Origin of the sequence: Pseudomonas sp. Irchel 3E20 (genome assembly GCF_900187645.1) — a bacterium.
Lineage (GTDB): Bacteria > Pseudomonadota > Gammaproteobacteria > Pseudomonadales > Pseudomonadaceae > Aquipseudomonas.
On record NZ_FYEE01000007.1, the window covers coordinates 255,862 to 274,530 of the forward strand.

At 63.0% G+C, this 18,669-nt stretch carries 19 protein-coding genes; 9 read left to right on the plus strand and 10 right to left on the minus strand.

Annotated features, from left to right (window positions below):
* Window positions 1–108: 108 nt before the first annotated feature.
* Complete coding sequence (locus tag CKW13_RS15490) at window positions 109–492, minus strand: hypothetical protein (protein WP_095109496.1); 384 nt, start codon at window positions 490–492, stop codon at window positions 109–111.
* 147 nt (window positions 493–639) lie between these two features.
* Here CKW13_RS15490 and CKW13_RS15495 point away from each other — a divergent pair, with 147 nt between their 5' ends.
* Window positions 640–840, plus strand: a complete 201-nt coding sequence (locus CKW13_RS15495) for a heavy-metal-associated domain-containing protein (RefSeq protein WP_095109497.1) — start codon at window positions 640–642, stop codon at window positions 838–840.
* Between the two features lie 94 nt (window positions 841–934).
* Window positions 935–2,131 carry a multidrug effflux MFS transporter gene (locus CKW13_RS15500; protein WP_095109498.1) on the plus strand — a complete coding sequence of 399 codons (1,197 nt, stop codon included), beginning with the start codon at window positions 935–937 and terminating at the stop codon, window positions 2,129–2,131.
* A gap of 10 nt (window positions 2,132–2,141) precedes the next feature.
* Here the strand turns inward: CKW13_RS15500 and CKW13_RS24455 are convergent, their stop codons facing one another.
* Together CKW13_RS24455 and CKW13_RS15505 are read right to left on the minus strand one after the other, a co-directional pair.
* Window positions 2,142–2,318 (minus strand): hypothetical protein, encoded by a 177-nt coding sequence (locus CKW13_RS24455; protein ID WP_176465112.1) that lies wholly within the window; start codon window positions 2,316–2,318, stop codon window positions 2,142–2,144.
* Between the two features lie 146 nt (window positions 2,319–2,464).
* The gene (locus tag CKW13_RS15505) at window positions 2,465–3,478 is read right to left on the minus strand and encodes a zinc-binding alcohol dehydrogenase family protein (protein WP_095109499.1); all 1,014 of its coding nucleotides are present in this window, start codon (window positions 3,476–3,478) and stop codon (window positions 2,465–2,467) included.
* A gap of 126 nt (window positions 3,479–3,604) precedes the next feature.
* Between CKW13_RS15505 and CKW13_RS15510 the strand changes: the two genes are divergently transcribed.
* From CKW13_RS15510 to CKW13_RS15520, 3 genes are all read left to right on the plus strand, one after another.
* On the plus strand, window positions 3,605–4,534 hold the full coding sequence (locus CKW13_RS15510) for a LysR family transcriptional regulator (RefSeq protein WP_095109500.1): 930 nt from the start codon (window positions 3,605–3,607) through the stop codon (window positions 4,532–4,534).
* 316 nt (window positions 4,535–4,850) lie between these two features.
* Entirely contained in the window at window positions 4,851–5,585 is a 735-nt protein-coding gene (locus CKW13_RS15515; RefSeq protein ID WP_095109501.1) for a helix-turn-helix transcriptional regulator, read from the plus strand.
* 136 nt (window positions 5,586–5,721) lie between these two features.
* The gene (locus CKW13_RS15520) at window positions 5,722–7,098 is read left to right on the plus strand and encodes an MFS transporter (protein ID WP_095109502.1); all 1,377 of its coding nucleotides are present in this window, start codon (window positions 5,722–5,724) and stop codon (window positions 7,096–7,098) included.
* Window positions 7,099–7,174: 76 nt separating this feature from the next.
* On the opposite strand, the gene CKW13_RS15525 is transcribed toward CKW13_RS15520, so the two are convergent.
* The gene (locus CKW13_RS15525; protein ID WP_095109503.1) at window positions 7,175–8,128 is read right to left on the minus strand and encodes an adenosine deaminase; all 954 of its coding nucleotides are present in this window, start codon (window positions 8,126–8,128) and stop codon (window positions 7,175–7,177) included.
* A 271-nt stretch (window positions 8,129–8,399) separates the two neighbouring features.
* On the opposite strand from CKW13_RS15525, the gene CKW13_RS15530 reads away from it, so the two are divergent.
* Entirely contained in the window at window positions 8,400–9,488 is a 1,089-nt protein-coding gene (locus tag CKW13_RS15530) for a calcium:proton antiporter (RefSeq protein WP_095109504.1), read from the plus strand.
* A gap of 130 nt (window positions 9,489–9,618) precedes the next feature.
* On the opposite strand, the gene CKW13_RS15535 is transcribed toward CKW13_RS15530, so the two are convergent.
* The 3 genes from CKW13_RS15535 to CKW13_RS15545 all read right to left on the minus strand — a co-directional run bounded on the left by CKW13_RS15535 (window position 9,619) and on the right by CKW13_RS15545 (window position 12,170).
* Window positions 9,619–10,974 carry an 8-oxoguanine deaminase gene (locus CKW13_RS15535; protein ID WP_095109505.1) on the minus strand — a complete coding sequence of 452 codons (1,356 nt, stop codon included), beginning with the start codon at window positions 10,972–10,974 and terminating at the stop codon, window positions 9,619–9,621.
* A gap of 142 nt (window positions 10,975–11,116) precedes the next feature.
* On the minus strand, window positions 11,117–11,803 hold the full coding sequence (locus CKW13_RS15540; RefSeq protein WP_095109506.1) for an SDR family oxidoreductase: 687 nt from the start codon (window positions 11,801–11,803) through the stop codon (window positions 11,117–11,119).
* Window positions 11,804–11,819: 16 nt separating this feature from the next.
* Window positions 11,820–12,170, minus strand: a complete 351-nt coding sequence (locus CKW13_RS15545; protein WP_095109507.1) for a MerR family transcriptional regulator — start codon at window positions 12,168–12,170, stop codon at window positions 11,820–11,822.
* An 81-nt stretch (window positions 12,171–12,251) separates the two neighbouring features.
* Between CKW13_RS15545 and CKW13_RS15550 the strand changes: the two genes are divergently transcribed.
* Complete coding sequence (locus CKW13_RS15550; RefSeq protein WP_095109508.1) at window positions 12,252–12,710, plus strand: hypothetical protein; 459 nt, start codon at window positions 12,252–12,254, stop codon at window positions 12,708–12,710.
* 373 nt (window positions 12,711–13,083) lie between these two features.
* Here the strand turns inward: CKW13_RS15550 and CKW13_RS15555 are convergent, their stop codons facing one another.
* From CKW13_RS15555 to CKW13_RS15565, 3 genes are all read right to left on the minus strand, one after another.
* Window positions 13,084–13,665 carry a YigZ family protein gene (locus CKW13_RS15555; RefSeq protein WP_095109509.1) on the minus strand — a complete coding sequence of 194 codons (582 nt, stop codon included), beginning with the start codon at window positions 13,663–13,665 and terminating at the stop codon, window positions 13,084–13,086.
* Between the two features lie 10 nt (window positions 13,666–13,675).
* Window positions 13,676–14,338, minus strand: a complete 663-nt coding sequence (locus tag CKW13_RS15560) for a TetR/AcrR family transcriptional regulator (protein ID WP_095109510.1) — start codon at window positions 14,336–14,338, stop codon at window positions 13,676–13,678.
* Between the two features lie 87 nt (window positions 14,339–14,425).
* On the minus strand, window positions 14,426–15,346 hold the full coding sequence (locus CKW13_RS15565; RefSeq protein ID WP_095109511.1) for a LysR family transcriptional regulator: 921 nt from the start codon (window positions 15,344–15,346) through the stop codon (window positions 14,426–14,428).
* 122 nt (window positions 15,347–15,468) lie between these two features.
* Here CKW13_RS15565 and CKW13_RS15570 point away from each other — a divergent pair, with 122 nt between their 5' ends.
* On the plus strand, window positions 15,469–16,818 hold the full coding sequence (locus CKW13_RS15570) for an aspartate aminotransferase family protein (RefSeq protein WP_095109512.1): 1,350 nt from the start codon (window positions 15,469–15,471) through the stop codon (window positions 16,816–16,818).
* Window positions 16,819–16,858: 40 nt separating this feature from the next.
* Window positions 16,859–18,352 (plus strand): CoA-acylating methylmalonate-semialdehyde dehydrogenase, encoded by a 1,494-nt coding sequence (locus CKW13_RS15575; RefSeq protein WP_095109513.1) that lies wholly within the window; start codon window positions 16,859–16,861, stop codon window positions 18,350–18,352.
* Window positions 18,353–18,669 lie beyond the last annotated feature (317 nt).

Here is an 18,669-nt window from a genome sequence, read left to right on the forward strand (position 1 = left end):
GATAAAAAGGTGGGAGCGAGCCTGCCCGCGATGAGGCCGGCCCATTCAACAGCCGTGTGGCCTGACACACCGCCACCGCGGGCCAGCCCACTCCCCCCCCGATGAAACTCAGTAACCCAGTTCTGCCGGTTTGAGGTACATGCCGCTTTCGCTCATGGCGATGCGGTACTTCACCACGTCGCCGGCCTTGAGGCGGATGTCTTGCGAACCCGGCGCGAGCAGCCCGGCATTGCAGCCCGGGGCTTGGCCAGGGAGCAGTTTCAGGCGCAGGGAGACGTTGCCCGGCGGCAGGTTGAACGAGGTGCTCTGTTCCTGGAAGAGCCGGGCGGCGAGTTGGTCTTGGAGGTAGATGCCGATCTCGCACGAGGTGGCCACTTCCAGACGCTCGCGGGAAATTATCAGCACGCCGTAGTCCGGTGGCGCGGCGGTGGCGGCCGGGACGGCGGCCACCAGGCTAAGGATGCTGAGTAGGCTTACGGCGGGCCAGCCCATGGGGAAATCTCCTGCGTGGTGTCATTCAGATGGCAGCTTGCCCCTGCGGCGCGACGATTGCCAGCCCGGCAGTGAATCGCAGAACTTGACCTTGCCATGGTGGCAAGGTCAAGACTGCCGGCAACCCTCAAGCAATGGAGAAGCGTCATGCAAGTATTCAACGTTCAAGGTATGTCGTGCGGTCACTGCGTCAAGTCGGTGACCCAGGCGATCCAGGCTAAAGACCCGGCGGCCAGCGTCAATGTCAATTTGGCGGCCAAGGAGGTGGGTGTAGAGAGCCGCTTGTCCGCCGATGAAGTCATCAGCCTCATCAGTGCCGAAGGCTACCCGGCCAAACTCGCTTCCTGAGGCTATTTATTAGTTAGCGACCTATCGGAATGTTCAAGACATCCAGGCGCGGCTAGACTGTCGGGCTGCCGACTCTGCTCAACCTGGATGTCTGATGAATCTGCGCACCATTCTGATCCTCGGCGCCCTGAGCGCTTTCGGCCCTTTGGCCATCGATTTCTATCTGCCCGCGTTCCCGGCCATGGCCCTGGCGCTGGGCACCGACGAAAAACACATCCAACTGACGTTGGCCGTGTACTTTCTGGGCCTGTCCATCGGCCAGTTGGCCTACGGGCCGGTGGCCGACCGCTTTGGGCGGCGGGTGCCGCTGCTGGTGGGTGTGAGCCTGTTTACTCTGGCCTCCCTGGCGTGCGCCTTTGCGCCGAGCCTGGAATGGCTGATTGCCGCGCGTTTCGTCCAGGCCCTGGGCGGTTGCGCGGGGATGGTGATTGCCCGGGCGGTGGTCAGCGATAAATGCGACGCCGTGGCCTCGGCCAAGGTCTTCTCGCAGTTGATGCTGGTGATGGGGTTGGCGCCGATCCTCGCGCCGATGCTTGGCGGGCTGCTGGTGAACCTGCATGGCTGGCAGTCGATTTTCCTCGTGTTGACCCTGTTCAGTGCCCTGTGCGCCGTGGCGGTGGCCGTGGGCCTGCCGGAAAGCCTGCCCGCGGGCATGCCGCGTCAGCCGTTGTCCGGGGCGTTGCGCCAGTACGGGCGGTTGTTGTCGGACCGGGTGTTCCTCGGCCACGCCCTGACGGGCGGTATCTCGATTGCCGGGATGTTTGCCTACATCGCCGGTTCGCCGTTCGTCTTCATCAAGCTCTACGGCGTGCCCGCCGAGCATTACGGCTGGCTGTTCGGCAGCAATGCGGCGGGGTTCATCCTGGTGGCGCAGGTCAATGCGCGGCTGTTGTCCCAGCGCGGGCCGGCGTTTTTGCTCACGCGGGCGGTGTGGGTGTACCTGGCCTCCGGCCTGACCCTAATGGGTATCGCCAGCCTGCATACCCAGGCGTTGTGGCCGTTGCTGGTGCCGCTGTTCATTTGTATCGCCAGCCTGGGCTGCATCATTCCCAATGCCTCGGCCTGCGCCATGGCCGGGCAGGGCGCACGGGCGGGCAGCGCTTCGGCGATGCTCGGTTGCCTGCAGTTTTGTGTGGCGGCCGGCGCGGCGTACCTGGTGGGTGTGTTGCACGACGGCAGTGCCATGCCGATGGCCATGGTCATCAGCCTGTGCGGGGCGCTGGCGGTCGGTGTCGCGTTGCTGACCCGCCGCGCGCAGAACGCCCGGGCGTTGGCCCAGGCAGCACTCTAGCGGTTTGCGCTTAGCCGGCGCGCTGTTGAAGGTCGGGGATGCGGTGGGGGGCGCTCAGGCGCGCTTGCAGGGTAGCGACAAAGGCGCGGGCTTCGGCTTCGCTGCGAAACGTCACCGCATGCTGGTCGATGCGCACTTGCCATTGCGGGGTGCGGGTTTTTGCCAGTTCTTTTATCAGGATCTTCATGGCTGACCTCCTCAACTAAAAGACAACGTTGCAAAGGCCTCGAGTGTAGACCCGAATACGGGCGTGAAGATGACCGACGTCAAGTCTCTGACTGACGGTGTCGTCCGCCTCCGAGGGTAGCGGCGGACGTTTCCCACCCTCGCGCTTTAGAAACCTTCGAGCACGATCTTGCCCCGGGCGGTGCCGCTTTCCAGCAACTCATGGGCGCGGCGCAGGTTGCCCGCGTTGATGGTGCCGAAGTGCTCGCCCACCGTGGTTTTCAGGGTGCCGGCGTCGATCAGTTGGGCCACCCGGTTGAGCAGTTTGTGTTGTTCGAGCATGTCGGCGGTCTCGAACAGCGAGCGGGTGTACATGAACTCCCAATGCAGCGACAGGCTTTTGCGCTTGAGCTTGGTCACGTCCAGCGCCTTGGGGTCGTCGATCAGCGCCAGTTTGCCCTGGGGCGCGAGGGCCTCGACCAATTGGTCCAGGTGCTGGTCGGTTTGGGTCAGGCTGGCGACGTGGGTCACCTGGGCCTGGCCTGCGTCTTTGAGGGCTTGGCTCAGCGGCAGGCTGTGGTCGATCACCAGGTCGGCGCCCAGGGCCGTGACCCACTCGCGGGTTTGTACGCGGGAGGCGGTGCCGATGACTTTTAGCCCGGTCAGTTGGCTGGCCAATTGGGTCAGGATCGAACCCACGCCCCCGGCGGCGCCGACGATCAGCAGGCTTTGTCCCAGGTCGGCGGGCCCCTCGGCAATTTGCAGGCGCTCGAACAACAGCTCCCACGCGGTGATGGCGGTCAGGGGCAGGGCGGCGGCTTCGGCAAAACCCAGGCTTTTAGGCATGTGGCCGACGATGCGCTCGTCCACCACGTGCAATTCACTGTTGCCGCCGGCGCGGGCGATGGAGCCGGCGTAATACACCCGGTCGCCAGCCTTGAACAGGGTCACTTCGCTGCCCACGGCGCTGACCACCCCGGCGACGTCCCAGCCCAGCACTTTGGCGGCGCCGCCCTCGGGTTGGACGTTCTGGCGCACCTTGGTGTCCACCGGGTTGACGGAAACGGCCTTGACCTCCACCAACAGGTCCCGCGGGCCGGCCACGGGGGCGGGCAGTTCGATGTCTTGCAGGGCGTTGGGGTCAGTGATGGGCAACGAGTGGTAATAGGCGATGGCTTTCATGGTGGCTCCAGAGAAGGGGGAGTGAGTGCAGGGCTGGGGCGAATGATTGGCTATTTCTATTGAAGATAAAACCCGCTACAACAGCAGTCTCTTTCAATGTTTTATTGATAATGCGCGGGCGAGCCGATGTTGCGATTTGATGATTTGCAGTTGTTTGTACGTGCCGCCGACCTTGGCAGCCTGTCGGCGGCGGCGCGGGCCATGGACCTGTCGCCGGCGGTGGCCAGTGCCGCCCTCAAGCGCATCGAGCAGCAACTGGGCGCGCGGCTACTGGCCCGCTCCACCCGCAGCCTGCGCCTGACCGCCGAGGGCGAAGGCTTTTTGGCGTACGCCCGGGCGGCGCTGGGCAGCCTGGAGGAGGGACGGCGCCTGTTGGCGCGTGGGCAGGATCAGGTCAGCGGCGTGTTGCAGTTGTCCGCCCCGTCGGATTTTGGCCGCAACCTGCTGGTGCCCTGGCTCGATGAGTTCCAGCGTGAACACCCACTACTCACCGTGCGCCTGCTGCTGGGCGACCGCATTGCCGACCTGTTCCGCCAACCGGTGGATGTGGCTTTGCGCTATGGCGCGCCGGAAGACTCAAGCCTGGTGGCCCTGCCCATCGCCGCCGACAACCGCCGCGTGCTGTGCGCCGCGCCCGCTTACCTGGCGCGGCATGGCGAGCTTCGTCAGTTGGAACAGTTAGCGCAGCACAATTGCCTGTTGTTCATGCTCGGTAGCAGGGTTCACGACCATTGGCATTTTCACGATGGCAAACGGGAGGTGAGTCTGACAGTCAGCGGCGACCGCTTCAGTGATGATGCCGACGTGGTGCGCCGGTGGGCGGTGGCCGGTGCCGGTGTGGCGTACAAATCCTGGCTGGATGTGGCCGCGGACGTGCAGGCCGGGCGTTTGCGCGTCCTGCTGCCCGAGTTGCAGGGCGAGCGTGCACCGCTGAATTTGTTGTGCGCACATCGCGCACAGTTAAGTAAGCCAGTGAACTTGCTGCGTGAAATGCTCAGGCTGCGGTGTGAGAAGTTGTCCGCACAGTTGCAAGGCTTACTTGAAAGTGATGAATAGCGACGTGTAAATAAAGAAAATTCTGTCAGTAACTATCGCATGCCTTGGTTTTCACCGAGCGGGAACCGCCGTGTTTCACGTTTATACTGGCGCCCGCCTATTTATCCGCCTTTAACTTCGAACCGCAGAGTCCGTGTTTAATTCGGTTGAATAGCTAACGTTCGAAGTTGAGCCTATTCGGTTATTTCGAAGAAGTTGATCGCCTTAGTTTGTGAATACGGCCGGTTTATGGCGGTTTTCACGTCTTGGCCAGTGCTGTATTACTGGTCAATATGTCTGCGCGTAGTAGACGAACGATTCAACAGGGAGTGAATAAATGGAATACGCACCTTGCATCAGCCAAATTGCCACCTTACTGGCGGACCCCAAGCGTAGTGCAATGATGTGGGCCTTGATGGACGGAACCGCCCGCCAATCCGAAGAATTGGCGTTGCTGGCCGGCCTGTCCCCTTCCTCGGCCAGTGCCCACTTGGCGCGGTTGTCCGCCGGTGGCCTGCTGCGGGTGGAGGAGCGTGGCCGCAAGCGCTTTTTCCGCCTTGCCGCTCCCGAAATCGGTGTCGCTGTCGAAGCCCTGGCCAGCGCCTCGGCCGTCAGCGCGCCGCGCACCTTGCCGGCGATCTTCAAACGCAGCATTGGCGCTGCGAAAAACCAGGGGCCGGCCTCTTCCTTGCTCAAGGCACGCATCTGCCAGGATCACCTGGGCGGCGAACTGGCGGCCGACCTGTACCAGCGCCTGCTGGACGCCGGTTGGATCGAGCAACTGCCCCAGCGTATCGTCGTGACCAGCAAAGGCGCGACCCAGTTGGCGACGCGCGGAATTTTCATCCAGGCCCTGGCCCAGCGTCCAGGGCAAGTTGCTTGCTCCTGCCCGGACTGGAGCGAGCGCCGCCCGCACCTGGGTGGGGCGCTGGGCGCCGGGTTGCTGCAACTGTTCATCCAGTCGGGTTGGGTGACGGTGCCGAACGAGTCACGGGCTTTACAGCTGTCACCCTTGGGGGAGCGGGAAATCAACCGGCTCGCCCGGGCGCAGAGCCTGGAAATGGCCACCTGATTCACCCGCGATGATCTCTGTGTAACCTGGTTTTTCATGCGTCGCTCATGAGTGTAGGCAAGTCGCATCCAGCCGTTGCCGCACCCAACGATCACGCACACTCGGTCCGACCATTTTCGGTATGGGAGACGGGTGCATGGGAATTGACGGATACAGCGCCGCTGAACGCCTGGAGCGGTTGCCCATCAGTGGCTACCACCGGCTGATTTTCATCATCATCGCCCTGGCGTTTTTTTTCGACTCCATGGACCTGGCGATGATGACGTTCCTGCTCGGCTCGATCAAAGCCGAGTTCGGCTTGAGCACCGCGCAAGCGGGGTTGCTGGTCAGTGCGAGCTTTTTCGGCATGGTCCTGGGCGCTTCGCTGTCGGGCATGTTGGCCGACCGTTTCGGGCGCAAACCGGTGTTCCAGTGGAGCATCGTGTTGTGGGGCGTGGCCAGTTACCTGTGCTCCACCGCGCAAACGGTGGAGACCCTGACGCTGTTTCGCATCCTCCTGGGGATTGGCATGGGCATGGAGTTCCCGATTGCCCAGTCGATGCTCTCGGAGTTGATCCCGGCCCAGCGGCGCGGGCGCTACATCGCCTTGATGGACGGCTTCTGGCCTATCGGTTTCGTCGCGGCGGGGGTGCTGTCGTACTTCCTGTTGCCGGTGATTGGCTGGCGCGACATTTTTCTGGTGCTGGCGGTGCCAGCGGTATTCGTCCTGGCGATTCGCTTTTTTATCCCCGAGTCGCCGCGCTGGCTGGAGCAGGCCGGACATCACGAGGAAGCCGACAGGGTTCTGTGCGGCATCGAGGAACGGGTACGCGCCTCGCTCAACTGCCAGCAATTGCCACAGCCGGTACGCCTGCCACGTCAGCCGCTGCGCCCGGTGACGTTCTTTTCCGCGTTCGCCGAGCTCTGGTCGCCGCTTTACCGGCAACGCACGATGATGATCTGGAGCGTGTGGTTCTTCGCCCTGCTGGGCTTCTATGGCCTGACTTCCTGGCTGAGCGCGTTGCTGCAACAGTCGGGGTTCGCGGTCACGCAGTCGGTGTATTACACCGTGGTGATTTCCCTGGGCGGAATTCCGGGCTTCTTGATGGCCGCGTGGCTGGTGGAGCGCTGGGGGCGCAAACCGGTGTGCGTCGTCGCCCTGCTCGGTGGCGGGGTGATGGCGTTTGTCTACGGGCAGAGCGCGGTATTTGGCGGCAATATCAGCTTGTTGGTCGGCTCGGGGTTGTTGATGCAGTTTTTCCTGTTCGGCATGTGGGCGGTGCTCTACACCTATACACCGGAGTTGTACCCCACCTCGGCGCGGGCCACGGGTTCCGGGTTCGCCTCGGCCATTGGCCGCGTCGGTTCGTTGCTTGGGCCCTTGGTGACGGGGCTGGTATTCCCCATCACCGGCCAGGGCGGGGTGTTTGCCCTGGGTACCGCGTGTTTCGTGATCGCGGCGCTGGTGGTCTGGCGGTTCGGCATGGAAACCCGTGGCAAGACCCTCGAAGAACTCAGCGAGGCCTCGTTGTAGCACGCGGGCTTGCCCGCGCTGGAGTGCGCAGCGCTCCTACAGTGGTGTTTGAACCTGTGTAAGTCAGGGCTGCGTGTCAGGGTTTGACCAGCCGTGCATCGAGGCTGTTTTGCGCCAGGCGTCGGGCCTGGTCCTGGGTCATGCCCAGGTGGGTGTGCAGGGCGTGGAAGTTCTCGGTGACGTAGCCGCCGAAGTAGGCCGGGTCATCGGAGTTCACCGTCACCTTCACCCCGCGTTCGAGCATGTCCAGGATGTTGTGCTGAGACATGTGGTCGAATACGCACAGTTTGGTGTTGGACAAAGGGCACACGGTCAGCGGGATCTGTTCGTCGATGATGCGCTGCATCAGCCGCTCGTCTTCGATGGCCCGCACGCCATGGTCGATACGCTGGACTTTCAGCAGGTCGATGGCTTGCCAGATGTACTCCGGCGGGCCTTCTTCGCCAGCGTGGGCGACGGTCAGGAAGCCTTCGCCGCGGGCGCGGTCGAACACCCGTTGGAACTTGCTGGGCGGGTGGCCCATCTCTGAACTGTCCAACCCCACAGCGACAAAGGCTTCGCGAAACGGCAGCGCCTGGTCGAGGGTTTTTTCGGCTTCGGCCTCGCTCAGGTGGCGCAGGAAGCTGAGGATCAAGCCACTGGTGATGCCCAATTGTTGCTCGCCATCTTTGAGGGCGCTGGCGATGCCGTTGAGCACCACTTCAAAAGGGATACCGCGGTCGGTGTGGGTCTGTGGGTCGAAGAACGGTTCGGTGTGCACCACGTTCTGCGCCTTGCAGCGCAGCAGGTAGGCCCAGGTCAGGTCGTAGAAATCCTGGGAGGTGCGCAGCACGTCCGCGCCCTGGTAGTAGAGGTCGAGAAACTCTTGCAGGTTGTTGAAGGCGTAGGCCTTGCGCAAGGTATCGACGTCGTTCCACGGCAAGGCGATCTTGTTGCGTTCGGCCAGGGCGAACAGCAGCTCGGGCTCCAGCGAACCCTCCAGGTGCAGGTGCAGTTCGGCCTTGGGCAGGGCGTTGAGCCAGTCGTACATTGTGTGGTTCTCATCAGGTGCAATGGCGGCATTCTACAGGGCGAGTCGGATTTTTCGGCAAAACCTGACTGAGTGGTGAATCGCGCCGTTTCCTTCTTTGCAGAAGGGAAGTTTTTTGCCTGGGGCAAGGTGCAGCCTGTTCCTACGCCGGCAAGCCAGAAAAGGGCAAAGCACAAGAGGGCCGGCGGTTGCTGGTGCGCTAAGGTGTAACGAAACGTTAGCGGCGTGCCGCAGTCACATGGGCTCCCGCGCCCCGCCAAAAAGGCCCGCCATGCTCACATTGCTCAAGCAAGAAAGTTTTCTGCTGTTGGCGCTGCTTGCCGCCGCCGTCGCCTATGCGTTGGAACACTGGCTGCTGCACAGCGGGCAGAGGGTGGCGCTGGTCGGTGGCCTGGTGCTGATCGGTTTTATCGTCTGCGCCTCGATGCGCGTGGCCCACCATGCCGAGTTGCTGGCGGAGAAGGTCGGCGACCCCTACGGCACCATGATCTTGACCCTGTCGGCGGTGCTGGTGGAGGTGGTGATCCTGGCGATCATGATGAGCAACGAGGCCTCGCCCACCCTGGTGCGCGACACCATCTATTCGGCGGTGATGCTCGACATCAACGGCATCCTCGGCCTCGCCGCGTTGATGGGCGGTATCAAGCACGGCGAGCAGTCGTATAACGACGACTCGGCACGCACTTACAGCGTGATGATCCTCACGGCGATGGGGGTGTCGATGGTGGTGCCGGAGTTCATTCCCAAGGCGGACTGGAAGCTCTATTCGGCCTTCACCATCGGCGCGATGGTGGTGCTTTATACGTTGTTCCTGCGTATGCAGGTGGGGCCCCACAGCTACTTTTTCAGCTACAGCTACCCAGAGAAACGCCGGCCCAAGGCCCAGGCCGAAGAGGCGCCGGCCATGGCCCTGGGCACGAGCGTGGCGATTCTGGTGGCGGGGGTGGTGTTGATTGGCGCGTTGGCCGAGGTGATGTCCCAGACCCTCGACCTGGGCCTGGAAGGCAGCGGCGCGCCGCCGGTGATGACGGCGATCCTGGTGGCAGCCATCAGCGCCGCGCCGGAAATCCTCACCGCACTGCGCGCGGCCCTGGCCAACCGCATGCAGTCAGTGGTCAACATCGCGTTGGGGGCGTCGCTGTCGACGGTGATCCTCACGGTGCCGGTGATGGAGGCCATGGCCCTGTACACCGGCCAGCCGTTTCAAATGGCCATGACCCCGGTGCAAACGGTGATGGTGCTCATCACTCTGGTCGTCAGCGCGATCAACCTCAACGACGGCGAAACCAACGCCATCGAAGGGATGACCCACTTCGTGCTGTTTGCCACCTTCATCATGTTGTCGTTGTTGGGGGTTTAGCGGGAGTTGGCTGTGTGGGTGCGGGCTTACCCGCTATGGCGGTCTATCAGTTGCAAGAAATGTATCGCCTGGATCCGCCTCATCGCGGGCGGGCCCGTTCCCACAGTTGTTTTTTCACCCCACTACGGAGTCAGCCCGCAATCAACCGCCGCGCTGCCTGGCTGTGGTCGGCGATCAGGCCCTTGAGGTCCAGGCCTTCGATCTGGCCGTCGATCACTCGCCACTGGCCGGCGACCATCACCCGGTCGGCACGGTCGGCGCCGCACAGCAGCAGTGCCGAGATCGGGTCGTGGCTGCCGGAGAAGCGCAGTTCGTCGAGTTTGAACAGCGCCAGGTCTGCCTGTTTGCCCACCGCCAATTCACCGATGTCGCTGCGCCCCAGCAGTTTCGCCGAGCCACGGGTGGCCCAGCCGAGTACCAACTCGGGGGTGATTTTCTCGGCGCCGTAGCGCAGGCGTTGCAGGTACAGGGCCTGGCGGGTTTCCAGGATCATGTTGGAGGCATCGTTGGACGCCGAGCCGTCCACGCCCAGGCCGATGGGTGCGCCGGCGGCTTGCAGTTCCAGGGTCGGGCAGATCCCCGAGGCCAGGCGCATGTTGGAGCTGGGGCAATGGCAGACGCCAGTGCCCGCCGCGCCCAGGCGCGCGATTTCATCGGGGTTGAAGTGAATGCCGTGGGCCAGCCAGGTGCGCGGGCCGAGCCAGCCGACGCTGTCCAGGTAGTCGACGGTGCGCAGGCCGAAGCGTTGCAGGCAGAAGTCCTCTTCATCAAGGGTTTCGGCCAGGTGGGTGTGCAGGCGCACGTCCAAGCTGTTGGCCAATTCGGCGCTGGCGGCCATGATTTGCGGTGTCACCGAAAACGGCGAGCAGGGTGCCAGGGCGATCTGGATCTGCGCCCCGGCACCGCGTTCGTGGTACTGGGCGATCAGGCGCTGGCTATCGGCCAGGATCACTTCGCCCTGTTGCACGGTTTGCTGTGGCGGCAGGCCACCATCGGCTTCGCCCAGGCTCATCGAACCGCGGGTGAGCATGGCGCGCATGCCCAGTTCGCGCACGCTTTGCACCTGCACATCAATGGCGTTTTCCAGGCCTTCGGGGAACAGGTAATGGTGGTCGGCGGCGGTGGTGCAGCCTGAGAGCAGCAGTTCGGCCAGGGCCACTTTGCTGGCCAGGGCGAGTTTTTCCGGGGTTAGGCGTGCCCACACCGGGTAGAGGGTCTTGAGCCAGGGGAACAGCGGTTGGTTGACCACGGGCGCCCAGGCGCGGGTGAGGGTTTGGTAGAAGTGGTGATGGGTGTTAATCAGCCCCGGCAGGATCACATGCTCGCGGGCGTCGAACACTTGCGCGCAAGGTGCCGATGGCTGCTGCCCGGCGCCGAGGACTTCGACAATGACGCCGTCCTGCAGGACGAGGCCGCCGCTGGCATCGAGGGCGTTAGCGGTGTAGATCGCGAGGGGGTTTTTTAACCAGGTACGGATGGCAGGCATGGTGGCCGGCTCCTCTGAAAGTGGGGTTCAGGGTTGCCAGCTCAGTGATGCCCTGTCTGCTGATCCAGGGTCGCCTTGGGGGGCGAAGGGCGCAGTCTACCCCCGGCGGCGGGCCGGGGGCAACGGCGGTTTGGCGCGGGTGTTACCAGGCAATTGTCTCGCCACGGTAGTCGATGAAGTGATGCCCGCCCTTGCCCGCGTAGGCGTTGACCTGCTGGACGAGGCCGCGGGTGCTGGTCTCGACGTCGATGTGCGCGTCTTCGCCGCCCATGTCGGTTTTCACCCAGCCAGGGTGCATCGACAGCACCGTCAGCGCCTGCCCGTCCAGTTGCGCGACGAAACTGTTGGTCATCGAGTTCAGCGCCGCTTTGCTGGCCTTGTACAGCGCCATCTCCGGCGCGTCGGCAATGGTCACGCTGCCCAGCACCGAACTCATGAACGCCAGCACGCCGCTGCCTTCGCGGATCTGCCCGACGAAGCGCTGCGCCAGGTTGATCGGCGCCACCGCGTTGGTGAAGAACAACTGGCCGACTTGCGCCAGGCTCGCCTGGCCCGGGCGCTGGTCGTCCGGGCCCTTGACGCCGGCGTTGACGAACAGCAGGTCGAAGGTCTGCTCCTTGAGGCGTTGGCTGAGGGCGATGACGGCGTGTTGGTCGTCCATGTCCAGGGTTTCGATGCGCACATTGCCCAAGGCTTGCAGCGCCTGGGCTTTTTGCGGGTCGCGCACGGTGGCGGTGACCTGCCAGCCGTCGCCCAGCAGTTGCTTGACCAGGCCCAGGCCCAGGCCACGCGAGGCGCCGATGATAAGGGCGGTTTTTGCAGTGTTCATAAGTGGCTTCCTTAAATCAGGGTTTAAGTGGACAGCTTTGGCTGAGCCGTTGCTGCAACTCTTCACGCAGCGCGCCGAGCTCGGCCATGCGGGTTTCGATCAGGGTGAGCTTGTCTTGCAGCAGTTGTGTGACGGCGCTGTCGGGATCGCTGGCCTGCCACAACCCGGCCACGCTGGCGCCGATCTCGCCGAGGCTAAAGCCTAGACGCTGGGCGGTCTTGATGTAGAGCACCAGTTGCACCATTTGCGCCGGGTAGTGGCGGTAACCGTTGGCGCTGCGCTGGGCGGCGATCAGGCCGCGTTGTTCGTAGAAGCGCAAGGTGTCGCGGCTGACCGCGCAGGCCTGGGCCAATTCGCCGATTCGCATGGGACGTCTCAAAGGGGCTTGACCTTGGAGCATACTCCAGGCCTTAGCCTCGGTGTTCCTTGAATCGATGGAGCAACACCGATGTGGACTGCCCCGCAATATCGCCGGCTGGTGCGCGCCAGCGGCTGGTACGACTTGCTGATGACCCTGATGTTCGTCACACCCTGGACCTTCACCCTGCTGCACGGCAGCTTGCAGGCCCTGGCCCGGGCTTACGACCTGCCTGGCGAGCTGCCACCTTTCGAGCCGGCGCACATGCTGATGGCTAACTTGATGGGCTCGATTGTGTGCGTGTGGTCGGTGTTGCGCATTCGTGATCCGCAACTGGCGTTCGGCCGTTACGATGCGGCGGGGCGATTGCTCTTCGCCACTTGGCAGGTTTACGCCTTGAGCCAGGGTGCCAGCGTGCTGATTGGCCTGATCCTGTTCTGCGAACTGGCCTGGGCCGTGGCTCAACTCTGGCCCATGCGCCAACCCGCGGCCGTTGTAGCAAGCGGGCTCGCCCGCGCTGGAGTGCGCAGCGCTCCCACCGCGGTGTAGGCGCTTGTGCATAACAAGCGCTGTTTTGAGATCTGGAGCGCTGTTCAAAAAACGATCAATCGCCTGCGAACGCTGCCGTTTCTGCGGTTGAGCGAGCGTTACACGGGTTATCCACAGCTTGCTCCACAGTAATTGTGCGCAAACTGAAGCCGTTGCAGGCGGCCCGCAGGCAATGAAAAAAGCGAGCTAAGCGATTGTTTTTGGCCGGGATTTACCTCGATCTGGAGTAAATGGACAAAAAACGTACAAACCCCGCAAAGCCCCGTTGCAGAAGGCGTCCAGGGAAATGTGCTCAGGTTATCCACAGCCGGGTGCACAGTAGATGTGAGCAAGTTGCGGCTGTGGACAACTGCTCGCGGGCCTGTGGCCGTACTCAGCGATGGAGCACGATACGCCCGCGGCTGAGGTCGGCCAGTTGGCGCTGCAACAGGCCGATGTGTTCCTCGGCCACGCCCAGTTGCAGCTCGACACCGTTGCCGGTGAAAGTCTCGTCCAGCACCAGGCCACCGAGCTCGGTGACCCGTAACCGGACCACCGCCAGTTCGTTGAAGCCACAGGCGCATGCCAGGGGGACTCGGCTGACCAACGCGATGCGTTCGGCGCCTTGCAGGCATTTGTTGGCGCTGCCGCCGTAGGCCCGGGCGAGGCCGCCGGTGCCCAGTTGAATGCCGCCGTACCAGCGGATCACCAGCACCGCGACCTGGTCGCAGGCCTGCGCCTCAATGGCGGCAAGGATGGGGCGCCCGGCGGTGCCACCGGGCTCGCCGTCGTCGCTGCTGCGGTACTGCTCGGCGACTTTCCACGCCCAGCAGTTGTGGGAGGCGTTCAGGTCGCTGTGCTGCTCAATAAAGGCCTGGGCCTCGGCGGCGCTGGTGACGGGGGCGGCGAGGGCGATAAAGCGGCTTTTGCGGATCTCTTCGCGGTACTCGCAAAGGCCGGCCAGGGTGAAGGGCATGGACAAGGCTCTATAGGCTGGGCGTGAGGCCGCAGCCCTTGAGGATGATGCGGATCAGGTTATCGCCGGCGGCGTCCATGTCCTGGCGGGTAAGCTTGGCGCGGCCCGTAACGCGGCAGATCTGCGTGGCGAAATCGGCATAGTGCTGGGTGCTGCCCCACAGCAGAAAGATCAGGTGCACCGGGTCGATCGGGTCCATCTTGCCGGCATCGATCCAGGCCTGGAACACCGCGGCGCGGCCGGTGAACCAGGTGCGGTAGTCCTGGGTGAAATATTCGCTCAGGCACTCACCGCCGCTGATGATCTCCATGGCGAAAACCCGCGAGGCTTGGGGCTGGCGCCGCGAGAACTCCATTTTGGCGCGGATGTAGCGCGTCAGCGCCTGGGCCGGGTCGTCCTCGGCGGTGAGGGTGTTGAAGGTGCTGTCCCACAACTCGATGATGTGGCTCAGCACCGCCACATACAGCCCCAATTTGTGGGTGAAGTAGTAGTGCAGGTTCGCCTTGGGCAGCCCGGCCTTTTGCGCGATGGTGTTCATGCTGGTGCCTTTGAACCCGTGGCGGGCGAATTCATCTTCGGCGGCCTTGAGAATCGCCTCTTCATTCTTCTGGCGAATGCGGCTGGCCGGTTTGCCGCTGGGCGCGGCGGTGTGGGCGGGGACTTCAAGGGTCATGGGCAATTCCGAACAGGTCCGTGGGTGCAACCTGTGCACAGATAACTTACCGGCGCATATCAGACAAGTCTTACGGTCATAAAAGCCTTAGCTCGTTGCGGCCAAGGCTTTGAGGAAGCTTTCCAGCACCAGGTGGGGGCGCCGGCCCTTGCGCGTGACCGAGGCCAGGCTCAGGTCATAGAAGCGCGACGCGGGTTTGAGTGCCCGCAGCCGCCCCTGCTGGACCCAGAGCTGGGCGTAGTGGTCGGGAAGGTAGCCGATGTAGCGCCCGGTGAGGATCAAAAATGCCATGCCTTCGCGGTCCGAGGCGCTGGCGGTGCAGTTGAGGGCCTGGTAATGGGCCTGGATCTCGGCGGGCAGGCGGAAGGTCGGGGCGATGGCATCCTGGCTGTTGAGGCGCAGGTCTTCGAGTTGCTGGTCATCGACATAGAACAGTGGGTGGCCCACCGCGCAGTACAGCAGCGAGCGCTCGCTGTACAAGGGTTGGTAGTCCAACCCCGAGAGCGCGCTGGCCTGGGGCACCACGCCGACATGCAGGCGACCGTCGAGCACCCCTTGTTCCACCTCGCTGGGGGCGATCATGCGGATCTGGATCTGCACGTTCGGCCCGCGCTCCTTGAGCTGGGCCAGGGCGTGGGTGATGCGCATGTGGGGGACGGTTACCAGGTTGTCGGTCAGGCCGATGGTCAACTCGCCGCGCAGGTGTAGGTGTAGGCCGTTGACCTCGGTACGAAAACTTTCCAGGGCACTTAATAGCTGCAGGGCCGACTGGTACACCTCACGGCCTTCCTCTGTCAGGGAAAACCCTGCGCGGCCGCGTTGGCATAGGCGCAGGCCGAGGCGTTGTTCGAGGTCGCTCATCTGTTGGCTGATGGCCGAGCGGCCAATCCCGAGCACGGACTCGGCGGCAGAGAAACCGCCGCACTCGACCACGCTGCGAAAGATGCGCAGCAGGCGGATGTCGAAGTCGCTGACTTGGGCCAGTGGATCGGGGCGGCGGGTGCTCATAGTTTAGTCATGGCCTGACTGAAGGTTAGAAAAGTTGGATTTCACCGACTTTATCGCCGTGGCAACTTAGTCGCAATCACGCTTTTGTCCGACATTGCCTTTCGCCTGTTGAGGTTCTGCTCATGAACATGCCCGAAAACGCGACCACATCCCTGGCCAGCCAACTCAAGCTCGACGCCCATTGGATGCCCTACACCGCCAACCGCAATTTCCAGCGCGACCCGCGTTTGATCGTGGCGGCTGAGGGCAGCTATCTGATCGATGACAAGGGCCGCCGGGTGTATGACTCGCTGTCGGGCCTGTGGACCTGCGGCGCGGGGCACACCCGGAAGGAAATCCAAGAAGCGGTAGCCAAGCAACTGGGCACTCTGGACTACTCACCGGGTTTCCAATATGGCCATCCGCTGTCATTCCAACTGGCGGAGAAAATCACCGAACTGACCCCCGGCAACCTCAACCACGTGTTCTTCACTGACTCCGGTTCCGAGTGCGCGGACACCGCAGTGAAAATGGTGCGCGGCTACTGGCGCCTCAAGGGGCAAGCCACCAAGACCAAAATGATCGGCCGCGCCCGGGGCTATCACGGCGTCAACATCGCCGGCACCAGCCTGGGCGGGGTCAATGGCAACCGAAAACTGTTCGGCCAGGCCATGATGGACGTCGATCACTTGCCCCACACCCTGCTGGCGAGCAACGCCTATTCGCGCGGCATGCCGCAGCAGGGCGGTATTGCCCTGGCGGATGAACTGCTCAAACTCATTGAGCTGCACGATGCGTCCAACATCGCGGCAGTGTTCGTCGAGCCGATGGCCGGTTCCGCCGGCGTGTTGGTGCCGCCCCAGGGCTACCTGCAACGCCTGCGCGAGATCTGCGACCAACACAACATCCTGCTGGTGTTCGACGAAGTCATCACCGGGTTTGGCCGTACCGGCGCGATGTTCGGCGCCGACAGCTTTGGCGTGACGCCGGACCTGATGTGCATCGCCAAACAAGTCACCAACGGCGCCATCCCCATGGGTGCAGTGATTGCCAGCAGCGAGATCTACCAGACCTACATGAACCAGCCGACGCCGGAGTACGCAGTGGAATTCCCCCACGGCTACACCTATTCGGCCCACCCCGTGGCCTGCGCGGCGGGGTTGGCGGCGCTGGACCTGCTGCAAAAGGAAAACCTGGTGCAAAGCGTGGCCGACGTCGCGCCGCATTTTGAAAATGCCCTGCACGGCTTGAAAGGCGCGAAGAACGTCATCGATATCCGCAACTATGGCCTGGCCGGCGCGATCCAGATTGCCGGGCGCGACGGCGACGCCATCGTGCGGCCGTTCGAGGCAGGCATGGCGTTGTGGAAGGCCGGGTTTTACGTGCGCTTCGGCGGCGATACCTTGCAATTCGGGCCGACGTTCAACAGCAAACCCCAAGACCTGGATCGCCTGTTCGATGCCGTGGGCGAAGTACTGAACAAGATCGACTGATCCGACCCTCTTTATAAGAACCTTTGCTCAGGAGCCCGGCATGAGCCGTATTGCACATCTAATTAATGGCGAACTGGTGGCCGGCAACGGCGGCAGCGCAGACGTGTACAACCCGTCCACCGGCCAGGTGATCCATCAAGTACCGCTGGCCGGCCGCGACACCATTCAAGCGGCCATCGACTCGGCCAAGGCTGCGTTCCCGGCCTGGCGCAACACACCAGCGGCCAAACGGGCTCAAGTAATGTTCCGCTTCAAGCAATTGCTGGAGCAGAACGAGGGGCGCATTGCCCAATTGATTAGCGAAGAACATGGCAAGACCCTGGAGGACGCGGCTGGCGAGCTTAAGCGCGGCATTGAGAACGTCGAATACGCGTGCTCGGCGCCGGAGATTCTCAAGGGCGAGTACAGCCGCAATGTCGGCCCGAACATCGATGCGTGGTCCGACTTCCAGCCTCTGGGCGTGGTGGCGGGGATCACCCCGTTCAACTTCCCCGCCATGGTGCCGTTGTGGATGTACCCGCTGGCGATCGTCTGCGGCAACTGCTTCATCCTCAAACCCTCGGAGCGTGACCCCAGTTCCACCCTGTTGATCGCCCAACTGCTGCACGAGGCGGGGTTGCCCAATGGCGTGCTCAATGTCGTGCACGGCGACAAGGGTGCGGTGGATGCGCTGATCGAAGCGCCAGAGGTCAAGGCCCTGAGCTTTGTGGGTTCGACGCCGATTGCCGAGTACATCTATAGCGAAGCCACCCGGCGCGGCAAACGGGTGCAAGCCCTGGGCGGGGCGAAGAACCACGCGGTGTTGATGCCGGACGCTGACCTGGACAACGCGGTCAGCGCCCTGATGGGCGCGGCTTATGGCTCGTGCGGCGAACGCTGCATGGCGATTTCGGTGGCGGTGTGCGTCGGCGATCAGGTAGCGGACGCCTTGGTGGCCAAGTTGGTGCCGCAAATCAAAGCCCTGAAGATAGGCGCGGGGACCTCCTGCGGCCTGGACATGGGGCCGCTGGTCTCCGGCCAGGCCCGTGACCGGGTCAGCGGCTATATAGAAGACGGCGTTGCGGCGGGCGCGCAATTGGTGGTGGACGGCCGTGGCCTCAGTGTGGCCGGGCATGAAGAAGGCTTCTTCCTCGGCGGCTGCCTGTTCGACCGCGTGACGCCGCAGATGCGCATCTATAAAGAAGAGATCTTTGGCCCCGTGCTGTGTGTGGTGCGCGTCAACAGCCTTGAAGCCGCCATGCAACTGATAAACGACCATGAGTATGGCAACGGCACTTGCATCTTTACCCGGGACGGGGAAGCGGCGCGGTTGTTCTGCGACGAGATCGAAGTCGGCATGGTGGGCGTCAACGTACCCTTGCCGGTGCCCGTGGCTTACCACAGCTTTGGTGGCTGGAAGCGCTCGCTGTTCGGCGACCTGCACGCCTATGGGCCGGACGGCGTGCGCTTCTACACGCGACGCAAGGCTATCACCCAACGCTGGCCACAACGCGCTAGCCACGAGGCCTCGCAATTCGCCTTCCCCAGCCTGTGACGCAAAAGGTCCCTGCCGACTCTGGAAGGGCCTTTTTGACCGATATGACAGGTTTATGAAATTAACGGTTGACGGCGATTTATATCTGTCTATAATTCGCCCCACTTCCGGCGCAGTCAAAACGGAAAACTCCTTGGTAAACAAAGAGTTATGCAGGTTTCGACAGCGCGGAGCTTCAGGTCATCGAAGCCCGAAAGGAGTTGAAAAAGAGGTGTTGACAGCAGCGAGTAACGCTGTAGAATTCGCCTCCCGCTAACGAGTGATCGTCAGCGCAAGTGGTTGAAGTTGTTAAAGATTTCCCAGCGAAACTTTGAAAG

Excerpts from the sequence above, each read along its gene's own strand:
- CKW13_RS15490 (WP_095109496.1), bottom strand. The coding sequence starts at position 492 with ATGGGCTGGCCCGCCGTAAGCCTACTCAGCATCCTTAGCCTGGTGGCC.
- CKW13_RS15495 (WP_095109497.1), top strand. The coding sequence starts at position 640 with ATGCAAGTATTCAACGTTCAAGGTATGTCGTGCGGTCACTGCGTCAAG.
- CKW13_RS15500 (WP_095109498.1), top strand. The coding sequence starts at position 935 with ATGAATCTGCGCACCATTCTGATCCTCGGCGCCCTGAGCGCTTTCGGC.
- CKW13_RS24455 (WP_176465112.1), bottom strand. The coding sequence starts at position 2,318 with ATGAAGATCCTGATAAAAGAACTGGCAAAAACCCGCACCCCGCAATGG.
- CKW13_RS15505 (WP_095109499.1), bottom strand. The coding sequence starts at position 3,478 with ATGAAAGCCATCGCCTATTACCACTCGTTGCCCATCACTGACCCCAAC.
- CKW13_RS15510 (WP_095109500.1), top strand. The coding sequence starts at position 3,605 with ATGTTGCGATTTGATGATTTGCAGTTGTTTGTACGTGCCGCCGACCTT.
- CKW13_RS15515 (WP_095109501.1), top strand. The coding sequence starts at position 4,851 with ATGGAATACGCACCTTGCATCAGCCAAATTGCCACCTTACTGGCGGAC.
- CKW13_RS15520 (WP_095109502.1), top strand. The coding sequence starts at position 5,722 with ATGGGAATTGACGGATACAGCGCCGCTGAACGCCTGGAGCGGTTGCCC.
- CKW13_RS15525 (WP_095109503.1), bottom strand. The coding sequence starts at position 8,128 with ATGTACGACTGGCTCAACGCCCTGCCCAAGGCCGAACTGCACCTGCAC.
- CKW13_RS15530 (WP_095109504.1), top strand. The coding sequence starts at position 8,400 with ATGCTCACATTGCTCAAGCAAGAAAGTTTTCTGCTGTTGGCGCTGCTT.
- CKW13_RS15535 (WP_095109505.1), bottom strand. The coding sequence starts at position 10,974 with ATGCCTGCCATCCGTACCTGGTTAAAAAACCCCCTCGCGATCTACACC.
- CKW13_RS15540 (WP_095109506.1), bottom strand. The coding sequence starts at position 11,803 with ATGAACACTGCAAAAACCGCCCTTATCATCGGCGCCTCGCGTGGCCTG.
- CKW13_RS15545 (WP_095109507.1), bottom strand. The coding sequence starts at position 12,170 with ATGCGAATCGGCGAATTGGCCCAGGCCTGCGCGGTCAGCCGCGACACC.
- CKW13_RS15550 (WP_095109508.1), top strand. The coding sequence starts at position 12,252 with ATGTGGACTGCCCCGCAATATCGCCGGCTGGTGCGCGCCAGCGGCTGG.
- CKW13_RS15555 (WP_095109509.1), bottom strand. The coding sequence starts at position 13,665 with ATGCCCTTCACCCTGGCCGGCCTTTGCGAGTACCGCGAAGAGATCCGC.
- CKW13_RS15560 (WP_095109510.1), bottom strand. The coding sequence starts at position 14,338 with ATGACCCTTGAAGTCCCCGCCCACACCGCCGCGCCCAGCGGCAAACCG.
- CKW13_RS15565 (WP_095109511.1), bottom strand. The coding sequence starts at position 15,346 with ATGAGCACCCGCCGCCCCGATCCACTGGCCCAAGTCAGCGACTTCGAC.
- CKW13_RS15570 (WP_095109512.1), top strand. The coding sequence starts at position 15,469 with ATGAACATGCCCGAAAACGCGACCACATCCCTGGCCAGCCAACTCAAG.
- CKW13_RS15575 (WP_095109513.1), top strand. The coding sequence starts at position 16,859 with ATGAGCCGTATTGCACATCTAATTAATGGCGAACTGGTGGCCGGCAAC.